The organism is Streptomyces sp. CA-251387, assembly GCF_050936625.1.
Classification (GTDB): Bacteria; Actinomycetota; Actinomycetes; order Streptomycetales; family Streptomycetaceae; genus Streptomyces.
The window spans coordinates 8,926,709-8,942,016 of the sequence record NZ_JBNJMJ010000001.1 but is presented as its reverse complement, the minus strand read 5'-3'; the positions used below and the strand labels follow the sequence as shown (position 1 = coordinate 8,942,016).

The following is a 15,308-nucleotide window of genomic DNA, read 5'->3' as shown; positions in this document are numbered from 1 at the left end:
CCCAGCAACGCTCGCCGCCGTGCCCACAGCACCGAGGCCACCGTCTCCGGCTCGTCCCCGTACCCGCGCCGGATCGTCTTCCTCGCCCGCCGCGACCTGGACAACCCCGCCGCCGGCGGCTCCGAACTGCTCGTCGACCGCCTGGCCGACGGACTCACGGCCGAGGGCCACCAGGTCACGCTGCTGTGCGGCGGCCCGGCGGCCTACCGCGACTACCGTGTGGTGTCGGCGGGCGGCGACGCCGGTCATTTCCTGCGCGCCAGGCGGGCGTTCGCCCGTCAGGTCGGCGACTGCGACCTCCTGGTGGAGGTGTGCAACGGCATGCCGTACCTGGCACCGCTGTGGCACAAGGGCCCGACGCTGTGCCTGGTGAACCACGTACACACCGACCTGTGGGACATGCGTTACCCGGGCCCCATGGCCCGGCTCGGCCGCAGGCTGGAGCACTGGGCGCTGGCCGGCCCGCACCGCGCCGGCCTGACGCTCGCCGTTTCCGACTCCACCGCCGCAGCACTGCGCGCCCTCGGTGTCCGGCCGGAGCGGATCAGGGTGGTCCACAACGGCGTCGACGCCCCCGGACCGCTGCTGCCCAAGGCCCCCGAGCCGCTGTTCGTCGCGGTGGGGCGGCTGGTCGAGTACAAGCGGATCGATCTGCTGCTGCGGCTGTGGGAGCGGGTGCGTCCGGTCACCGGCGGTCGGCTCGTCATCGTCGGCGACGGCCCCGAGCGTGAGCGGCTGCAGGCCATGGCCGGGCCCGACGTGGTGTTCACCGGCCGCGTCTCGGAGGCGGAGAAGCACCGGCTGCTGTGCCGGGCGTGGCTGCTGCTGCATCCGTCCTTGGTGGAGGGCTGGGGCCTGGTGGTCACCGAGGCGGCAGCGCGCGGCACTCCGGCCGTCGGCTTCGACATCCCCGGCCTGCGGGACTCCGTCGTACACGGGGTGACGGGTGTGCTGGCCGGGGGCGAGAGCTCGTTCGCCGCGGCCTGGTGCACCCTCGCGCTCAGCCCGGAGCGCCGCAGCGTCATGGGCCGTGCCGCCGAGGCGCGCGCCGAGCACTTCCGGTGGAGCAGCACGGTCCGGCAGTTCCGGGAGGTGGCCGCAGAGGCCTGGCGCACGGCACCGCCCACGGAGACCTGGCGCACAACACCGCCCACGGAGACCTGGCACACGGCACGGCCCACAGAGGACTGCCGCCCGGCACGGCCCGCCCCGGGCGGCCCCACCGCGGCGCCCGGACTGCCTCTCCCTCGCGTCGCCCCCGGACCGGCCTTCCCCTCGACGGCCGCCGGACCACTGCCCCCGGCCGCCCCACCGGCGCACGAGGTGACCGCACATGACTGAGGTCGGCGAACGTCCGCTCAGGGACCCGTCCCTGAGCCGGTCGCTCACGCTGTTCAGAGCCTTCATGCGGGAGCAGAGCGACCCCGACCGCTGCTACTCGCTGCTGGCGCGCGACGCGGTCGCCCAGGTGGCCCGCCACATGGATCTGCGGGGCCGGATCGTCCTCGACGTCGGCGGCGGCCCGGGCCACTTCACCGAGGAGTTCCGCCGCCGGGGCGCCCACGCCTACCTCTTCGAGCCCGATCCGCGCGAGTTGAGGGCACGGGGCCGACCGCCGGAGGGTGCGGTGGTCGCCGACGGCTATCTGCTGCCGGTGCCCGACGACGTCGCGGACGTGTGCTTCTCCTCCAACGTGCTGGAGCACGTGGCGGATCCGCAGACGTTCCTCAGCGAGATGGTCCGGGTGACCCGGCCCGGCGGGCTGATCTACGTCTCCTTCACCAACTGGCTGTCCCCCTGGGGCGGCCACGAGACCGCGCCCTGGCACTACCTCGGAGCGGTCCGGGCACGCGCCCGCTACCGGCGACGGACCGGCCGCGCGGCCAAGCACACCGTCGGCGAGAACCTCTTCCCCCTCCACATCGGCCCCACGCTGCGGTACGTCCGCACCCGCGAGGACGTGCGCATCGTCTCTGCACGCTCCCGCTACTGGCCCTTCCTCCCCGGCGCCATCACCCGGATTCCCGGCCTGAGAGAGATCGCCACCTGGAATCTCCTGCTGATCCTGCGTACCGGCCAGGCACCTGCTAGCGAGGCACGCTCATGAGCACCACCGTCCAGGCACCCGCGCACGCCGCCCCCGCGCCCCCGCCGACGGCCCAGCCCGCGCAACGACGCGGGCGACGCCTGCTGTTCGGCTTCTGGGCGGCCGTGCTGACGGCCTTCCTCGCAGTGTCCCCGGGGAAGATGACCTTCGAGACGAAGCTCGGTGTGGCCGCCGATCCGCTGCGCTTCCTCGGCGACCTCGGTCAGCTGTGGCACGACCGGGCGGGCTTCGGGGGCATCTCCGACCAGTACGTCGGTTACGCCTTCCCGATGCTGCCGTACTACGCCCTGACGGACCTGCTGCACGTGCCGGTGTGGCTGGCCGAGCGCCTGTGGCTGTCGATCGTCGTGACGACGGCGTTCTGGGGTGCGCTGCGGCTGGCGGAGCGGCTGGGCGTCGGTTCGTCCGGGACCCGGCTGCTGGGCGCGGTGGCGTACGCGCTGTGGCCCACGTTCACCATCGTCGTCGGCTCGACGTCCGCCGCCGCGCTGCCCGGGGCCCTGCTGCCCTGGGTGCTGCTGCCCCTGACCTCCGCGACGCTGAGCCCGCGCCTCGCCGCCGCCCGTTCCGCGCTGCTCGTGCCATTCATGGGAGGGGTCAACGCCGCCTCAACTCTGGCCTCCCTTCTGCCGGTCGGCCTGTATCTGCTCAGCCGGCCGAAGGGCCCCCGGCGCCGCGTGCTGCTGGCCTGGGGGCTGCCGGGTGTGGTGCTGGCGACGGCCTGGTGGACGGTGCCGCTGCTCCTTCTGCGCGTGTACGGCGAGGACTTCATGCCGTACGTCGAGCAGGCGGACACCACCACCGCCACCATGTCCGCGACCGAACTGCTGCGCGGCGCGGGCAACTGGGTGGCGTACCTCAACTTCGGCGAGGCCTGGCTGCCGGCGGGCTGGACCGTCGCCGCGTCCGTCGTCACGGTGCTCGGCTCGGCGTTCGCCGCCGCCCTGGGCCTGGCGGGTCTGGCCCGCCGGGACATCCCCGAGCGGCGCTGGCTCCTGCTGACCGTGCTGGCCGTCGCACTCGTCGCCCTCGCCGGATACGGCGGCACCCTCGGCGCACCCTTCCACGACACCGTGCAGGGGTGGCTCGACGGCGCGCTGCGGCCGTTCCGCAACATCTACAAGTTCCAGCCGGGACTCGCCCTCGCGCTCGCCCTCGGCCTCTCCCACCTGACGGCGGTGATCGCCGAGCGCCGCGACTCCCGGGCATCGCGCGGTCGCCGCTACGTTCCGCTGGTCGCCGCCCTGCTCGTCCTGCCGGGTCTGGCATGGCCGTACGTGAACGGCACCGTCCTGCAGCCGGGCGCGTTCACCAAGCTGCCCGCGCACTGGGAGCAGGCCGCCGACTGGCTGGACGAGCACGCCGCGGACAGCCGTGCCCTCGTCGTACCGGCCACCGCGCACGGCATCCACACCTGGGGTTCCCCCGTCGACCAGCCCTTCGACGTCCTGGCGAAGACCCCGTGGGCGCAACGGGACTTCGTGCCGTTCGGCACCGCGGGCTCGCGGCGGGCGCTGGACGCGGTCGAGCAGGCGCTGCTGTCCGGCGGTGAGGTGCCGGGTCTCAAGGCGTACCTGGCGCGGGCCGGGTTGCACGAGGTGGTCGTGCGCAACGACCTCGACCCCGACCAGATCGGCTACGTGCCGCCGCAGACGGTCCGGCGGACCCTGGAGGCCTCCGGCTACCGCAAGGCCGCCGGCTTCGGCCCGCTCGTGACCGCCGGACGCATCCCCGCCGGCACGCCCGTCCAGGTGCAGGGCCTCTACCCGCGCCTGCGGGCGGTCGAGATCTACGAGCCCGAAGGCGCCGACGAGCGGCCGGGGCGCGTCGGGATCGCCGCGGCCGGGGACACGGCCGTCGTGAGCGGCGGCCCCGAAGCCCTGCTCCAACTGTCCGCCGACCCCGCGCTGCGCGACCGGCCGGCCGTTCTGGCAGGGGACGCCCATCCCGGAGTCGACATCCCCGCGGTCAAGGCCGAGGCCGACGGGCTGCGCCGCGCCGACACCCGCTTCGGCCTGGTCAACTCCAACACCTCGTACACATACACCGCGACGGAGCGGAATCCGTCCGGCAGTCCCCAGAACCCGGGCGAGCAGCCGAAGCAGATCCTTCCCGTGCGGGGCACCGGCCATCAGACGACGGCCGTGCTGCGCGGTGCGGCATCGGTGACCGCGTCGAGCAGCGGGAACTGGCTGTTCCATCTGCCGCAGTACGACCCGGTGAACGCCTTCGACGGCGATCCGAACACGGCTTGGGCCGAAGGCAGCCCGGGTGAACCGTCCGGGCAGTGGCTGCGGGTGGACTTCTCCCGGCCCTTGAAGGTGCCCTCGTCGCTCCAGCTGACTCCCCTCCCCGCGGACGCCACGCGGCCCGCCCCCACGCGGGTGCGGATCGAGACGGACCGGGGGTCGGTCGACAGCACGCTGCGGCCGGACGGTGAACGGCAGTCGGTGCGCTCCCCCGAGGGCCGGGCGAAGTGGCTGAAGATCGGCATCCTGGACGCCGAGGCCGCGCGCCCCGGGCTGTCCGGCGCCGGATTCTCCGAGGTGTCCGTGCCGGGTCTGAAGGTGACCCGGCTGCTGGCCCTGCCGACCGACGCCGAGCGCACCGACGCCGACGCGCAGGTGTACTCGCTGCACCGCGGCACCGATCCGGGCGGGCTCGCTCCGGCCTCGGCGGAAGCGGGACTGCACCGGCAGTTCCACACGCGGGGCGACACGAGCGCGTACGGCGTGTCGGCGCGGGCCGTGGCCGTACCCGGTGGGGAACTGGACCGCCTGCTGGACCGCGTCGCGCCGGAGCAGCGCCGGAAGATCACGGTGTCCGCCGACTCCACCAGCCGTACCGGCATCACGCTCGGCGCGCGGAATCTGGTCGACGGCGACCTGACGACGGCCTGGATCGCCGGGGACCGGCCCGTGATCCATCTGCGCTGGCCGGGCGAGAGGAAGATCGACGAGATCGTCCTCGGGGCGGCGGGCGGCCTGTCGTCCCGCCCCGAACAGGTGCGGATCAGCTCGCCGCACGGCACGGCGACGGCCGAGGTGGACTCCGACGGACTCGCGCGGTTCGACGCGATCACCACGGACCGCCTCGACATCACGGTGACCGAGACCGCGCCCCTGACCCTCTACAACCCCGTGGCCGATGAACGGCTCCAGCTCCCCGTGGGCCTGAGCGAGGTGTACGTGCCCGCACTCGCCGACCTTCGTGTGCCGCAGCCGAAGCCGGACGCCCGCTTCTCGCTGCCGTGCGGGCAGGGCCCGGCGCTCGACGTGGACGGGACGCCGCATCCGACGAAGGCCTCCGGGCTCGTCCGCGATTTGACGGAACGTCGGCCGGTGAAGGTGGAGCTGTGCGGAGACGAGGCGAAGGACGGCAGCCTGGAACTGGCCTCCGGCAGGCACCGCGTGGAGGCCGCCGACACCGGGCCGCTCGCCCTCACGGACGTCACCCTGTCCCGGGGCGAGCCGCGTGCCCTCTCCGGTGCCGCGGACCGCGAGGTCACCGTACGGAAGTGGAGCGGCGACAGCCGGGCGGTCGCCGTGTCCGCCGGGTCGGGCGAGGCGGCGTACCTGCGGACGTACGAGAACGTCAACGACGGCTGGAATGCCACGCTGAACGGCGAGGAGCTCACCCCCGTCCGGCTCGACGGCTGGCAGCAGGCCTGGCTGATTCCGGCCGGGAAGGCGGGCACCGTACGCATGGAGTACGAGCCCGCGGGGCTGTACCGGGCCGGGCTGATCGGCGGGACCGTCGGTGTCGCCGCGCTGGTGGCACTCGCCTTTGTGGGCCGGCGACGTACCGCTCGAAGCACCGCCGGGGACATGGGAGTTCCACCGGCGCCCGGTCCGGTTCTCGGCATCGTGGCGCTGACCGCGGTCGTGGCGCTGGTGGCGGGCCCGCTCGCGGTGGTGGTCCCCGTGCTCGCGCTGGTGGCCCGGCTGCGGCCCGGCGCCCTGGTGCCGGTCGCGGCGGCGGCGATGGCGGGGGCTGGCATCGCCGCGGCGACGGGAGCGGGCGCACCGGTTTCCGCCGACCGTGGCGCGTTCGGCGTGGTCGCGCAGGTGCTGGCGTTCGTGGCCCTGTCCGCGGCCGTGGTGACGACCGGCGCGGGCGGCCCGGGCATGCGCGGCGGCGAGATACCAGGCGGGCCGGGAAGCCGCGGCGGCCCTGGAGCGGGTGGGCCGGGAACCGGCGTCGGCCCTGGAGCGGGCAGGCGGGGAAGCCGCAGCGGCCCTGGAGCAGGCGGGCCGGAAACCGGCGTCGGCGGGAGAGGCGGTGCGCGGTGACCGCGCTCCCGGCCGACCCCGGCTTCAGGCGCGGCGGAGTTCCGGTCGGGGCACGGCTGGCGTTCCCGACCGTCGACGAGGTGTCCCGGCACTTCCTCAGCGACGACGAGCCGGAGACCGTCCACATCGAGGTCCATCTGCCCGGCCGGCCGGACCCGCGCCGGCTGCGGGAGGCCTTCCACCGGGCGCTGCTCCTCCACCCCCGGATCCTCGTACGTCAGGCGCCGCACCGCTGGTACCGGCGGTCCTACGAGTGGGAGCTGACCGGCACACCGGACGTGGACCCGGTGAGCTTCGCCGGGCCGGGGCCCGACGCGCTGGCCCGTGCCCGCGCCCGGGCGCTCTCCGTGTGCCCGCCGCTGTACCGGTCGCCGCCCGTGCGCCTGGAGGTGGTCACGGTGACCGCCGTACGGTCCGTCCTGCTGCTCACCCTCCACCACACCGCGCTCGACGCGCCGGCCGGGTTGCGGGTACTGGCCACGACGGCCGCGCTCTACGGCGGGGAGGGCACGGCCGTGGAAGGGAGCGCCCCCCAACGCCGGGCGCCCGCCGGGCAGCACGGCGACGGCCGTGTCCGCTGGGCCCGGCCCGCACGGCTGGCCCGCGTCACCGCTGCCCGGCCGACGCGCGCAGGCAGTGCGGCGAACGGGATGCTGCTGAGGGAACTACCGCTCCCGCAACCGGATCCGGCCGCTCCGTGGACCGTCAACGACCGGCTGCTGGTCGCCGCCTCCCTGACGGTGGGCCGCTGGAACCACACCCATGGCCGACCCGACCGGCCGGTGCGGATCACCGTGCCCGTGGACGACCGTCCCCGCGGCATGGCGATGCCCATCGGGAACGGGACGCGACTCGTCGAGGTGCCGGTGACGCCGGAGGACCGTTCCGACGCACCGCTGCTCCTGGGCAGGCATCCCGACCCCGCGGCCGTGACGCGGCTGCTGCACACCACCGCGCGGCGCACCCGGACGCTGACGGCACATCGGCGGGCACCGCTCGGAGCGGGGGCGGACCTGCTGACAGCGCCCGTGCTTCCGGTCGGGGTGCGCGGCGCGCTCACTCGGGGGGTGCGCCGGGCCGCCGCCCCGTGGACGTCGACGCTGCTGCTCAGCAACCTCGGGCGGGTTCCGTATCCGCTGGACTTCGGCGATGCCGGGCGGGCCCGTGCCGTGTGGTTCTCCGCGCCCGCGCGCATGCCGCGCGGTCTGAGCCTGTCGGCCGCCTCCACCGGCGGCCGACTGCAGGTGGCGCTGCGCTGGTCGCACGCCCTCCTCGACGACCCGGCCGGCGCCGCCCTGGCCCGGCTCTTCGAGGAGTGTCTCGCCCTGACGTACGGCCTTCGGAGCGCCCCATGACCACCTCCCTCACGACCGCCCACGCCCCCGCGGCCGCTCCGGGACTGCGTGACTTCTACGAGGACCCGGCCGTCCCGGTCGCCTCCGGTGAGGACCGCAGCCGGCGGCAGGCTCGCATGCTGGCCCGTGCGCTCGGTCCCGTACGGCCGGGCCGCCCGCCCGCCGTCGTGCTCGACGTGGGGTGCGGGGACGGGTCGGCGGCGGCGGTCGCCTCGCGTGTCCTCGACGGGCACCGGATCGTGGGCGTCGACTGGTCGCAGGACGCGCTGCGCCGGGCGGCGCGGCGGCTGCCGCAGGTGGTGCGGGGCGAACTGTCCGGCGGCGGGCTTCCGTTCGCGTCCGGTGGTGCGGACGCGGTGCTGTTCAGCGAGGTCGTCGAGCACCTCGTCGACCCCGACGGCGCCCTCGACGAGCTGCGCCGGGTGCTGCGGCCGGGGGGTCATCTGATGCTCTCCACACCGAACCTCGCCGCCTGGTACAACCGGGCGCTGCTGCTCGGCGGCGTCCAGCCCGTGTTCTCGGAGGTGAGCCTGCGCCGGGTGCACGGCAGACCGGGCAGCCAAGTGGTGGGCCATCTGCGGCTGTTCACGGCGCGTGCGCTGCGGGAGTTCGTGGCGGCGTCCGGCTTCGAGGTCGTACGGCTGGAGGGCGCCCCCTTCCACGGGGTTCCGCGTCCGCTGCGCCCGCTGGACCGGCTGGCGTGCCGGCTGCCGTCCCTGGCCTCCATCCTCCTCGTTCACGCGCGCAGGAGGTAGCACGATGGTCTGGGGAGTGGCCGCGGCGCTGCTGGCGAACGTCCTGTACAGCACCGGGTTCGTGCTGGAGAAGCGGGCGCTGGCCGCTCTGCCGCCGCTACGCGCCGGACGGCCGGGCCGGGCGGTGCTCCTGCTCGCCGGCAGCCCGCTGTGGCTGGGTGGCGCGCTGGCACTGGCGCTGGGTTTCGCCGCTCAGCTGGCCGTCTACCGGGTGCTGCCGCTCGCGGCCGCGCAAGGGCTGTTCGTCTCCGGGCTGGGGCTGCTGCTCCTGCTCTCCTCGGTGGTGCTCGGCGAGCGGCTGACGGCCGCGGAGCGGCGGGGTGTCGCCGTCATCGGTGTGGCGCTGCTGCTGATGGTGGCCTCACTGCGCGACGGCACCGAACCGATCGCCCGCACCGCTGAGGCCGGCCCCCTGCTCGCCCTGTGCCTTCCGGCGCTCGCCCTCGGTCTGGGGCTGTACGGCGCGGCCGAGCGGCGGGCCCGGCGTCGGCACCGGCCGACGCCGACGGGTGTGGTGTACGCCGTGGCGATCGGGCTGCTGTACGGGGTGAGTTCGCTCGCGATCAAGGGCGTGTCCGGACACCTCACCACCGCACCGGGGCTCGCCGACGCCGTACCGGCCCTGCTCACCTCCCCCCACCCCTACCTGCTGCTCCTCACCGGAGCCTTCGGCCTCGTGCTCTCGCAGACCGCCCTGCAGCGCTGCCGGGCCTCGCTGATCGTGCCCGTGTGCACCACCGTCACCTGTGTGTTCAGCGTGGCGGGCGGCACGGTCGCGTTCGGCGAACCGCTCCCCGAGGACCCGCTGCGGCTCGTCCTGCGCCTGGGCGGCACCGCGCTCGCCCTGGCCGTCGTCCTCACCCTGCCGCGGCACCACGCCGACCGTCCCGCCCACGAAGGGAACCGCCCATGAGGCCCGACGACCCGCTGCTGAAGATCCTGGTCTGCCCGCTCGACAAGGGTCCGCTGATCCTGGACGCAGAGGGCTGCGCGCTCTACAACCCCCGGCTCCGGCGCCGCTATCCCTTGATCGACGGCATCCCGCAACTCCTTCCCGGTTCCGGCGAGCCGGTTTCCGACGAGGAACTGGCTGCACTCAGTACCCTGCCGACAGCGCACTGAGTGCCATCAGCTCCGTTCTGGTGCTACGTTCCCGTCCATGAGCTCCAGCAACGCATCACCCGGCCGCGACGAGAAGTCGGAGGCCGGGGCGGCACGGCCCCCGATGCGGGAGGCGCTGATCGCGGCGGCCTTCCAGCTGTTCCTGGAGCGGGGTTACGAGCAGACCACCGTCGACGACATCGTGGCCCTGGCCGGTGTCGGCAGGCGGTCGTTCTTCCGCTACTTCCCGTCCAAGGAGGACGTGGTCTTCCCCGACCACGAACGGTGCCTCGCCGACATGACGGCTTTCCTGGCCGCGAGCGACGAGGAGCACGAGCCGGTGCGGCGGGTGTGCGACGCGGCCCGGCTGGTGCTGCGCATGTACGCGGAGAACCCGACCTTCTCGGTACAGCGCTACCAACTCACCAAGAAGGTGCCGGGCCTGCGCGCGTACGAGCTGTCGGTGGTGTGGCGCTACGAGCGTGCCCTGGCCGACTATCTGCGCGGGCGCTTCGCCGGCCGGCGCGACGGAACCCTGCAGGCCGATGTGATCGCCGCCGCCGTGGTCGCCGCGCACAACAACGCGCTGCGTTCTTGGCTGCGGTCGGACGGGCAGGACGACGCGAGCGCCGCGGTGGACCACGCGCTGGGCTATGTGCAGTCCGCCTTCGGTGTCACCCCTCCCCCGCTCCCCGCCCCTGACGGGCCCGCCGACGACGTGGTGGTCGTCGTGTCCCGGCGCGGCGCACCGCTGTGGCGGGTGGTCCAGGAGATCGAGACCACGCTCGGCCGCGACTGACCCGCGCCGACGCGCCAGGCCTTCCCACAAGATCCGCAAATCAAGGGAACGCAGTGCCTTTACGAGTGGCACTCAGTGCCATACTCTGTGGTCCGTGCACGGTGGCACAGCGACCGGGCACGTGCGTGCACGGACGACCCGCGCACGTGGGATTCCGGCCGAGCGCAGGGAGTTGAACAGCGTGTACCACCACTCAGGAAGCGTTGCTCGTCCGACCACCGGCTTTGCGGCCGGCCTCCTCGAACCCACGGCCCCGGACACCGAGGCCATGCTCTTCCAGCGCTGCACCTGGTGCGGCACCGCCATGTACCACCGGCTGCTGTGTCCGGTCTGTCAGGGCAGTGACCTGCGCACGGAGCGCAGCGAGGGCGTGGGGACGGTCCGCCACTCCACGGTGGTGCACCGCAACACCCCCGCCGCGCGCAATGTGTCGCTGGTCGAGATGGCCGAGGGGTTCGTCGTACGCGGCCGGGTCATGGGCCCGCCCATCGGCATCCACAGCGGGGACCGGGTCCGGCTGTCCACGGCGAAGGACCCGGTCCGGGGCGAGCCGGTGTTCCAGCTGATAGACGAGCCCTACCGGGCCTGGACCTGAGCCGGCGACTCCGGACCGCCCGAGCGCTCCCGGACACCGGGAACCAACTCCCGTACGTCGACGGGCCGTCCCGTCTCGAAGCACTGGTTGGCGGCGAGCCCGACGGCCAGCGCCAGCGCACCGTCGCGTTCGGTGGCCGTGGGGTGTGACACCGTACGCGCCGCCATCCCCGCGTCGGCCGGGTGCGCGGGATCGACGGGACCGAAGAGGGCGTCGAGCATGCGCGGGTCTCCCCCGCCGTGCGCCTCGTGGGAGGTCACGAGCGGAACCTCCACCGGAGGCCGCCACAGCGGGCGCAGCGTGAGCCGTACGCCGCCCGCATGCTCGGCGGCCGTGTCCCCGTGCAGTGCCCCCTCGGCGGCGCTGATCCGGGTCCGGGGCGACTACCAGCGGCTCTCCTCCACGTCGAGTTCCAGCCGTCCGGCGCTGCCGTTGAACATCACCCGGTAGCCGTCCCACGGGGAGTACGCGGTGAGGTGGTACGTCATCGTCGCGCCCCCGGCGTACCGCACGAGAACGGCCATGTCGTCCTCGATGGTGACGGGCCCGTCGAAGACGTTGCGGTCGCGGACGTACCCGTCGTCCTGCTCGGCGTCGAGGTAAAGGGCGCGCAGGGTGTCGTCGGCCGCCAGGTCGAGGGCGAAGGGGTCGTCGGCGGCCTGGTCGGCGCCGTGGGCGCGGTCGTAGTTCCGGCGCAGCCCGTGCCGTTCGCCCGCCGCGCGGCCGTAGAAACCGAGCCGCCCGAAGCCGAAGACGTCCCTCGGCTCGTCCGCGAGCCATCAGTTGACCAGATCGAAGTGGTGGCCGGCCTTGTGCACCATCAGGCCGCCGCTGTGCCGCTTCTCCCGGTGCCAGCGGCGGAAGTAGTCGGCGCCGTGGCGTACGTCGAGCAGCCACTCGAAGTGGACGGAGAGGACCTCGCCGATCGCGCCGTCGGCGAGCAACTCGCGGACCTTCTCGTGCACGGGGTTGAAGCGGTAGTTGAAGGCGACGGTGAGAGAGCTGCCGGTGTCCCGCACAGTGTCGAGGATGCGGGCGCAGCGCTCCGCGTCGACGGTCATCGGCTTCTCGGTGACCACCCGGCAGCCCGCCTCCAGGGCCGGGACGATGTAGCGGTCGTGCTCGGCGTCGACGGTGGTGACGACGACCTCGTCGATGTCCTCCTCGGCGAGCAACTCGGTGAAGCGGTCCGGCTCCCACTGGGTGGCGGCGGGTTCGCCGGCCTCCGCCAGCAGCCGGTTGTGGAAGGCCATGCGGGTGGGGCTGGGGTCGCACAGGGCGGCAACCCGGTGGTCGCGGCGTTCGGCGAGGGCGCGGGTGAACGTCCGGGCGCGGTGGCCGGTGCCGACAATGGCGGCGCGTTGACGGGGAGTTCGGCTCATTGGGGTGGCCTTTCCCGCCGGCCGCTCACCCAGTCCTGAATCGTTCTCTCCCCTCGCTGTTCCCTCCCTTCACAGGCAACGCACAAGCACCGCCTTCCGTCCTCCCGGAGTGAGGGCCCCGGGGCCGTCCCGGGGCGAGGGGAAGGAGGGGCACGTGATCCGTGCCCGGCGCATATGGGCCACCGCGGTGGCGTTATTCGCGGTCGTGGGGGCGTCGCCAGGGTGGGCTCAGGCTCAACAGGCGTACGAGATACGGCCGTCGGCGGACCCGGCCGACGGGAGTGACGGTCTGCCGGACGACTGGAGCGTCACCGGCGAGGGCACCGCGCGGAAGCTGGTGTGGCGGTCCGACGAACGGGTGCCCATGGGCGACGCCCGGGTCGAGTTCTACGCCGGCGACCGCCTGCTCGGCCGCCCCGCCCCGGCGAAGGACGGGCGCACGTTCCGGCTCGGCCTCGACGGGGTCCGCCTGGAGTCCGTACGGGACCTTCAAGTGCGGGCCGCGGGGCGCCGGTTGGACGCGCCCGACACCGCCTCGGGCGGGCGCTCGGCGGTGACGGTTCCGAGGCAGCTGCCGGCGAACCAGGTCGACCCCGGCAAACCGGGTGGGTACCGCACCGTCACGGGCGAGTACGACCTCGCTCCCGTACGGCTGCCCGGATTCCCGCAGCCGGTCGAGATGCGGGCTGTCGTCGTGGCGCCGAAGGATGCCGACGGCCGCCGTCCGCTCGCCCTGTTCCTGCACGGCCGCCACTTCACCTGTTACACACCGCAGGGCGAGATCACCGGCGACTGGCCCTGCGCCGCCGGTGCCAAGCCGGTGCCGAGCCACCGGGGTTATCTGCGCGACCAGCGGCTACTGGCCTCCCAGGGCTATGTGACGGTGTCGATCTCCGCCAACGGCATCAACGGCCAGGACTGGCAGGCCGAGGACGGCGGCGCACAGGCCCGTTCCTCGCTCGTACGGCAGCATCTCGCCCGCTGGGCCGACTGGACCGCCCACCCGGACACGGCACCCGCGGCCGTACGGAAGGCACCGAAGGCCGACATGTCCCGGGTGCTGCTGGTGGGGCACTCGCGCGGCGGCGAGGGCGTCAACCGGGCCGCGATGGACAGCCTTTACCCGCCGCCCGCGGACCAGGACGGCTCGCACGGCCCGGTGCGCTGGCACATTCGCGGCACCGTCCTCATCGGCCCGACGATCTTCGGCCAGAACCCCGTCGCTGATGTGCCGTCGATGACGATCCTGCCGGGCTGTGACGGCGACGTCTCCGATCTCCAGGGCGAGGTGTACGTCGACGGCACCCGCCGGGTCAGCCGCGGCGCCGCGCTGCACAGCGCGGTGTACATGGTCGGCGCCAACCACAACTTCTTCAACAGCGAGTGGACTCCGGGGCAGGCCGAGGCGCCCGCCGACGACGACTTCTGGAACGACGAGGAGCAGCGCGACCCGGTCTGCTCCCCCGGCACCCGCACCCGGCTGACCGCCGACCAGCAGCACAAGGCCGGTGCCACCTACATCGCGGCGGCGGCACGGCTGTTCGTCGCCGGGGACGACCGGGTCCGCCCGCTGCTCGACGGCTCGGGCCGCCGTGCCCCCTCGGCCGATCCCGCGCACGTCCTCACCCATGCGGTCGGTGCGCGGCGCGGCGCCGGGTTCCTGCCGGACGGCAAGGTCACGGTGAGCGGAGGCAGGCTGTGCTCGGCGGTGGATCCCACCGCGGCCAAGGCCTGTCTGTCGTCGGAGACGGCCGGCGTCTCACCGCACTTCGCGCAGTGGGAGACCGACCGCGAGCCCGGCCGCAGCGCGGTCGCGCTGAAGTGGTCGGCCGCGGGGTCCGCCGCACGGGTGAGCCCCGACCGGCCGCTGTCCCTCAAGGGCGCCAAGGCGCTGGCGCTGCGGGTCATCGTGCCGCCGAACACCTCCGGAACGCAGTTGGACGTCTCCGTCACCGACACCGCCGGACGGCACCGGACCCTCGGCCGCGTCACGGTCGACGGGCTGCCGGGGTCGGACCGGACGGCCTCGTACTGGGCGCGCGAGGTGCGTGTGCCGATCGGGGCCGACGACGCGGCCGCGCTCGACCTCAAGCACATCAAGTCCCTGGAGATGACGCCGCGCACGCGGTCCGGGCGGGCCTGGCTGATGGACGCCTGGGCGTGGCGGCCGGGCACGCCGGCCGTGCGAGAGGCTCCGCTGCCCCGGGTCGACATCGGCCGACTGACCGTCAAGGAAGGGGACTCGGGCGTACGGACCTACCAGGTGCCGGTCCGGGTGTCGGGGCAGGGCAGCGGGCAGGTGCGGCTGTTCGTCGCCGACCCGGTCACGGGCAGGGTCACGGACCGGCTGGTGACCGTCCGGCCGGGCGCACACTCCATTGACGTACCGGTGAAGGTCGAGGGCAACACCCGCTACGGCTACGACTCCGACCACGGCGTGTTCGTGAAGGCGGTCCGTACCGCCGTGGTCGGCGCCCACCGCGGCGGGGTGACCGTGGAGAACGACGACCCGATGCCGTCGATCTCCGTGACCCCCCTCGCCGACCGGGTGACCGAGGGGCAGCCGCTGAAGTGGCGGCTGACTCTGTCCGCGGTGGCCGACGCGGAGGTTGGCGCGGCGTACGCCGTGGTGCCGGTCACCAACGGCCGGGAACTGTCGACGAAGGACGTCGACCCGCGCTGGCTCGAGGAGAACACCGGCGCGTCCCCTGATCCGGAGCGGCCGTTGTCCAAGGTGGACGGCTTCTACATCTGGGTGAACGTCCCGGAGGGCCACACGACCGCGGAGCTGCGGATCCCGACGGTCAAGGACCACGTGGCCGAGCCGGCCGAGTCGGTGCGCTTCCAGGCGGCCGACGACTCCGGTGAGCCGCTGCCCGGGGCGCCGGTCATGACGGGCACGGTGCTGGACGCGCCGTGACC

General features: G+C 73.8%; 9 protein-coding genes and 2 pseudogenes. 10 read left to right on the top strand and 1 reads right to left on the bottom strand.

The window, feature by feature from the left end:
* Nucleotides 1-19: 19 nt before the first annotated feature.
* The 9 genes and pseudogenes from ACQEV2_RS39915 (at nucleotide 20) to ACQEV2_RS39875 (ending at nucleotide 11,004) form a co-directional block, all read left to right on the top strand.
* Nucleotides 20-1,341: pseudogene (locus ACQEV2_RS39915) on the top strand (glycosyltransferase family 4 protein).
* Nucleotides 1,334-2,107 carry a class I SAM-dependent methyltransferase gene (locus ACQEV2_RS39910; RefSeq protein WP_433053344.1) on the top strand — a complete coding sequence of 258 codons (774 nt, stop codon included), beginning with the start codon at nucleotides 1,334-1,336 and terminating at the stop codon, nucleotides 2,105-2,107. The pseudogene ACQEV2_RS39915 and the gene ACQEV2_RS39910 overlap by 8 nt, the downstream one beginning before the upstream one ends.
* The gene (locus tag ACQEV2_RS39905) at nucleotides 2,104-6,399 is read left to right on the top strand and encodes an alpha-(1->3)-arabinofuranosyltransferase domain-containing protein (RefSeq protein WP_433053341.1); all 4,296 of its coding nucleotides are present in this window, start codon (nucleotides 2,104-2,106) and stop codon (nucleotides 6,397-6,399) included. Before ACQEV2_RS39910 ends, ACQEV2_RS39905 begins: the two co-directional genes overlap by 4 nt.
* Nucleotides 6,396-7,754 carry a condensation protein gene (locus ACQEV2_RS39900; protein WP_433053338.1) on the top strand — a complete coding sequence of 453 codons (1,359 nt, stop codon included), beginning with the start codon at nucleotides 6,396-6,398 and terminating at the stop codon, nucleotides 7,752-7,754. The genes ACQEV2_RS39905 and ACQEV2_RS39900 overlap by 4 nt, the downstream gene beginning before the upstream one ends.
* Nucleotides 7,751-8,509 carry a class I SAM-dependent methyltransferase gene (locus ACQEV2_RS39895; protein ID WP_433053336.1) on the top strand — a complete coding sequence of 253 codons (759 nt, stop codon included), beginning with the start codon at nucleotides 7,751-7,753 and terminating at the stop codon, nucleotides 8,507-8,509. The genes ACQEV2_RS39900 and ACQEV2_RS39895 overlap by 4 nt, the downstream gene beginning before the upstream one ends.
* Nucleotides 8,510-8,513: 4 nt before the next feature.
* A complete protein-coding gene (locus ACQEV2_RS39890; RefSeq protein ID WP_433053333.1) occupies nucleotides 8,514-9,422 on the top strand; it encodes a DMT family transporter in 909 nt (302 codons plus the stop codon).
* Entirely contained in the window at nucleotides 9,419-9,631 is a 213-nt protein-coding gene (locus ACQEV2_RS39885; RefSeq protein ID WP_433053330.1) for a Trm112 family protein, read from the top strand. The genes ACQEV2_RS39890 and ACQEV2_RS39885 overlap by 4 nt, the downstream gene beginning before the upstream one ends.
* A 37-nt stretch (nucleotides 9,632-9,668) precedes the next feature.
* Nucleotides 9,669-10,409, top strand: coding sequence for a TetR family transcriptional regulator (locus ACQEV2_RS39880; protein WP_433053327.1), 741 nt, complete (start codon nucleotides 9,669-9,671; stop codon nucleotides 10,407-10,409).
* A gap of 181 nt (nucleotides 10,410-10,590) precedes the next feature.
* The gene (locus ACQEV2_RS39875; RefSeq protein ID WP_433053324.1) at nucleotides 10,591-11,004 is read left to right on the top strand and encodes a Zn-ribbon domain-containing OB-fold protein; all 414 of its coding nucleotides are present in this window, start codon (nucleotides 10,591-10,593) and stop codon (nucleotides 11,002-11,004) included.
* On the opposite strand, the pseudogene ACQEV2_RS39870 reads toward ACQEV2_RS39875, so the two are convergent.
* Nucleotides 10,986-12,386 (bottom strand): annotated as a pseudogene (locus ACQEV2_RS39870) (Gfo/Idh/MocA family protein). The gene ACQEV2_RS39875 and the pseudogene ACQEV2_RS39870 sit on opposite strands and share 19 nt — an antisense overlap.
* Before the next feature lie 154 nt (nucleotides 12,387-12,540).
* Between ACQEV2_RS39870 and ACQEV2_RS39865 the strand changes: the two are divergent.
* Complete coding sequence (locus tag ACQEV2_RS39865) at nucleotides 12,541-15,306, top strand: alpha/beta hydrolase family protein (protein ID WP_433053321.1); 2,766 nt, start codon at nucleotides 12,541-12,543, stop codon at nucleotides 15,304-15,306.
* Nucleotides 15,307-15,308: the final 2 nt, after the last annotated feature.

Bases quoted from the DNA above. Each gene is read 5' to 3' on its own strand.
- ACQEV2_RS39880 (WP_433053327.1), top strand. From the start codon at position 9,669: ATGAGCTCCAGCAACGCATCACCCGGCCGCGACGAGAAGTCGGAGGCC.
- ACQEV2_RS39895 (WP_433053336.1), top strand. From the start codon at position 7,751: ATGACCACCTCCCTCACGACCGCCCACGCCCCCGCGGCCGCTCCGGGA.
- ACQEV2_RS39910 (WP_433053344.1), top strand. From the start codon at position 1,334: ATGACTGAGGTCGGCGAACGTCCGCTCAGGGACCCGTCCCTGAGCCGG.
- ACQEV2_RS39885 (WP_433053330.1), top strand. From the start codon at position 9,419: ATGAGGCCCGACGACCCGCTGCTGAAGATCCTGGTCTGCCCGCTCGAC.
- ACQEV2_RS39905 (WP_433053341.1), top strand. From the start codon at position 2,104: ATGAGCACCACCGTCCAGGCACCCGCGCACGCCGCCCCCGCGCCCCCG.
- ACQEV2_RS39890 (WP_433053333.1), top strand. From the start codon at position 8,514: ATGGTCTGGGGAGTGGCCGCGGCGCTGCTGGCGAACGTCCTGTACAGC.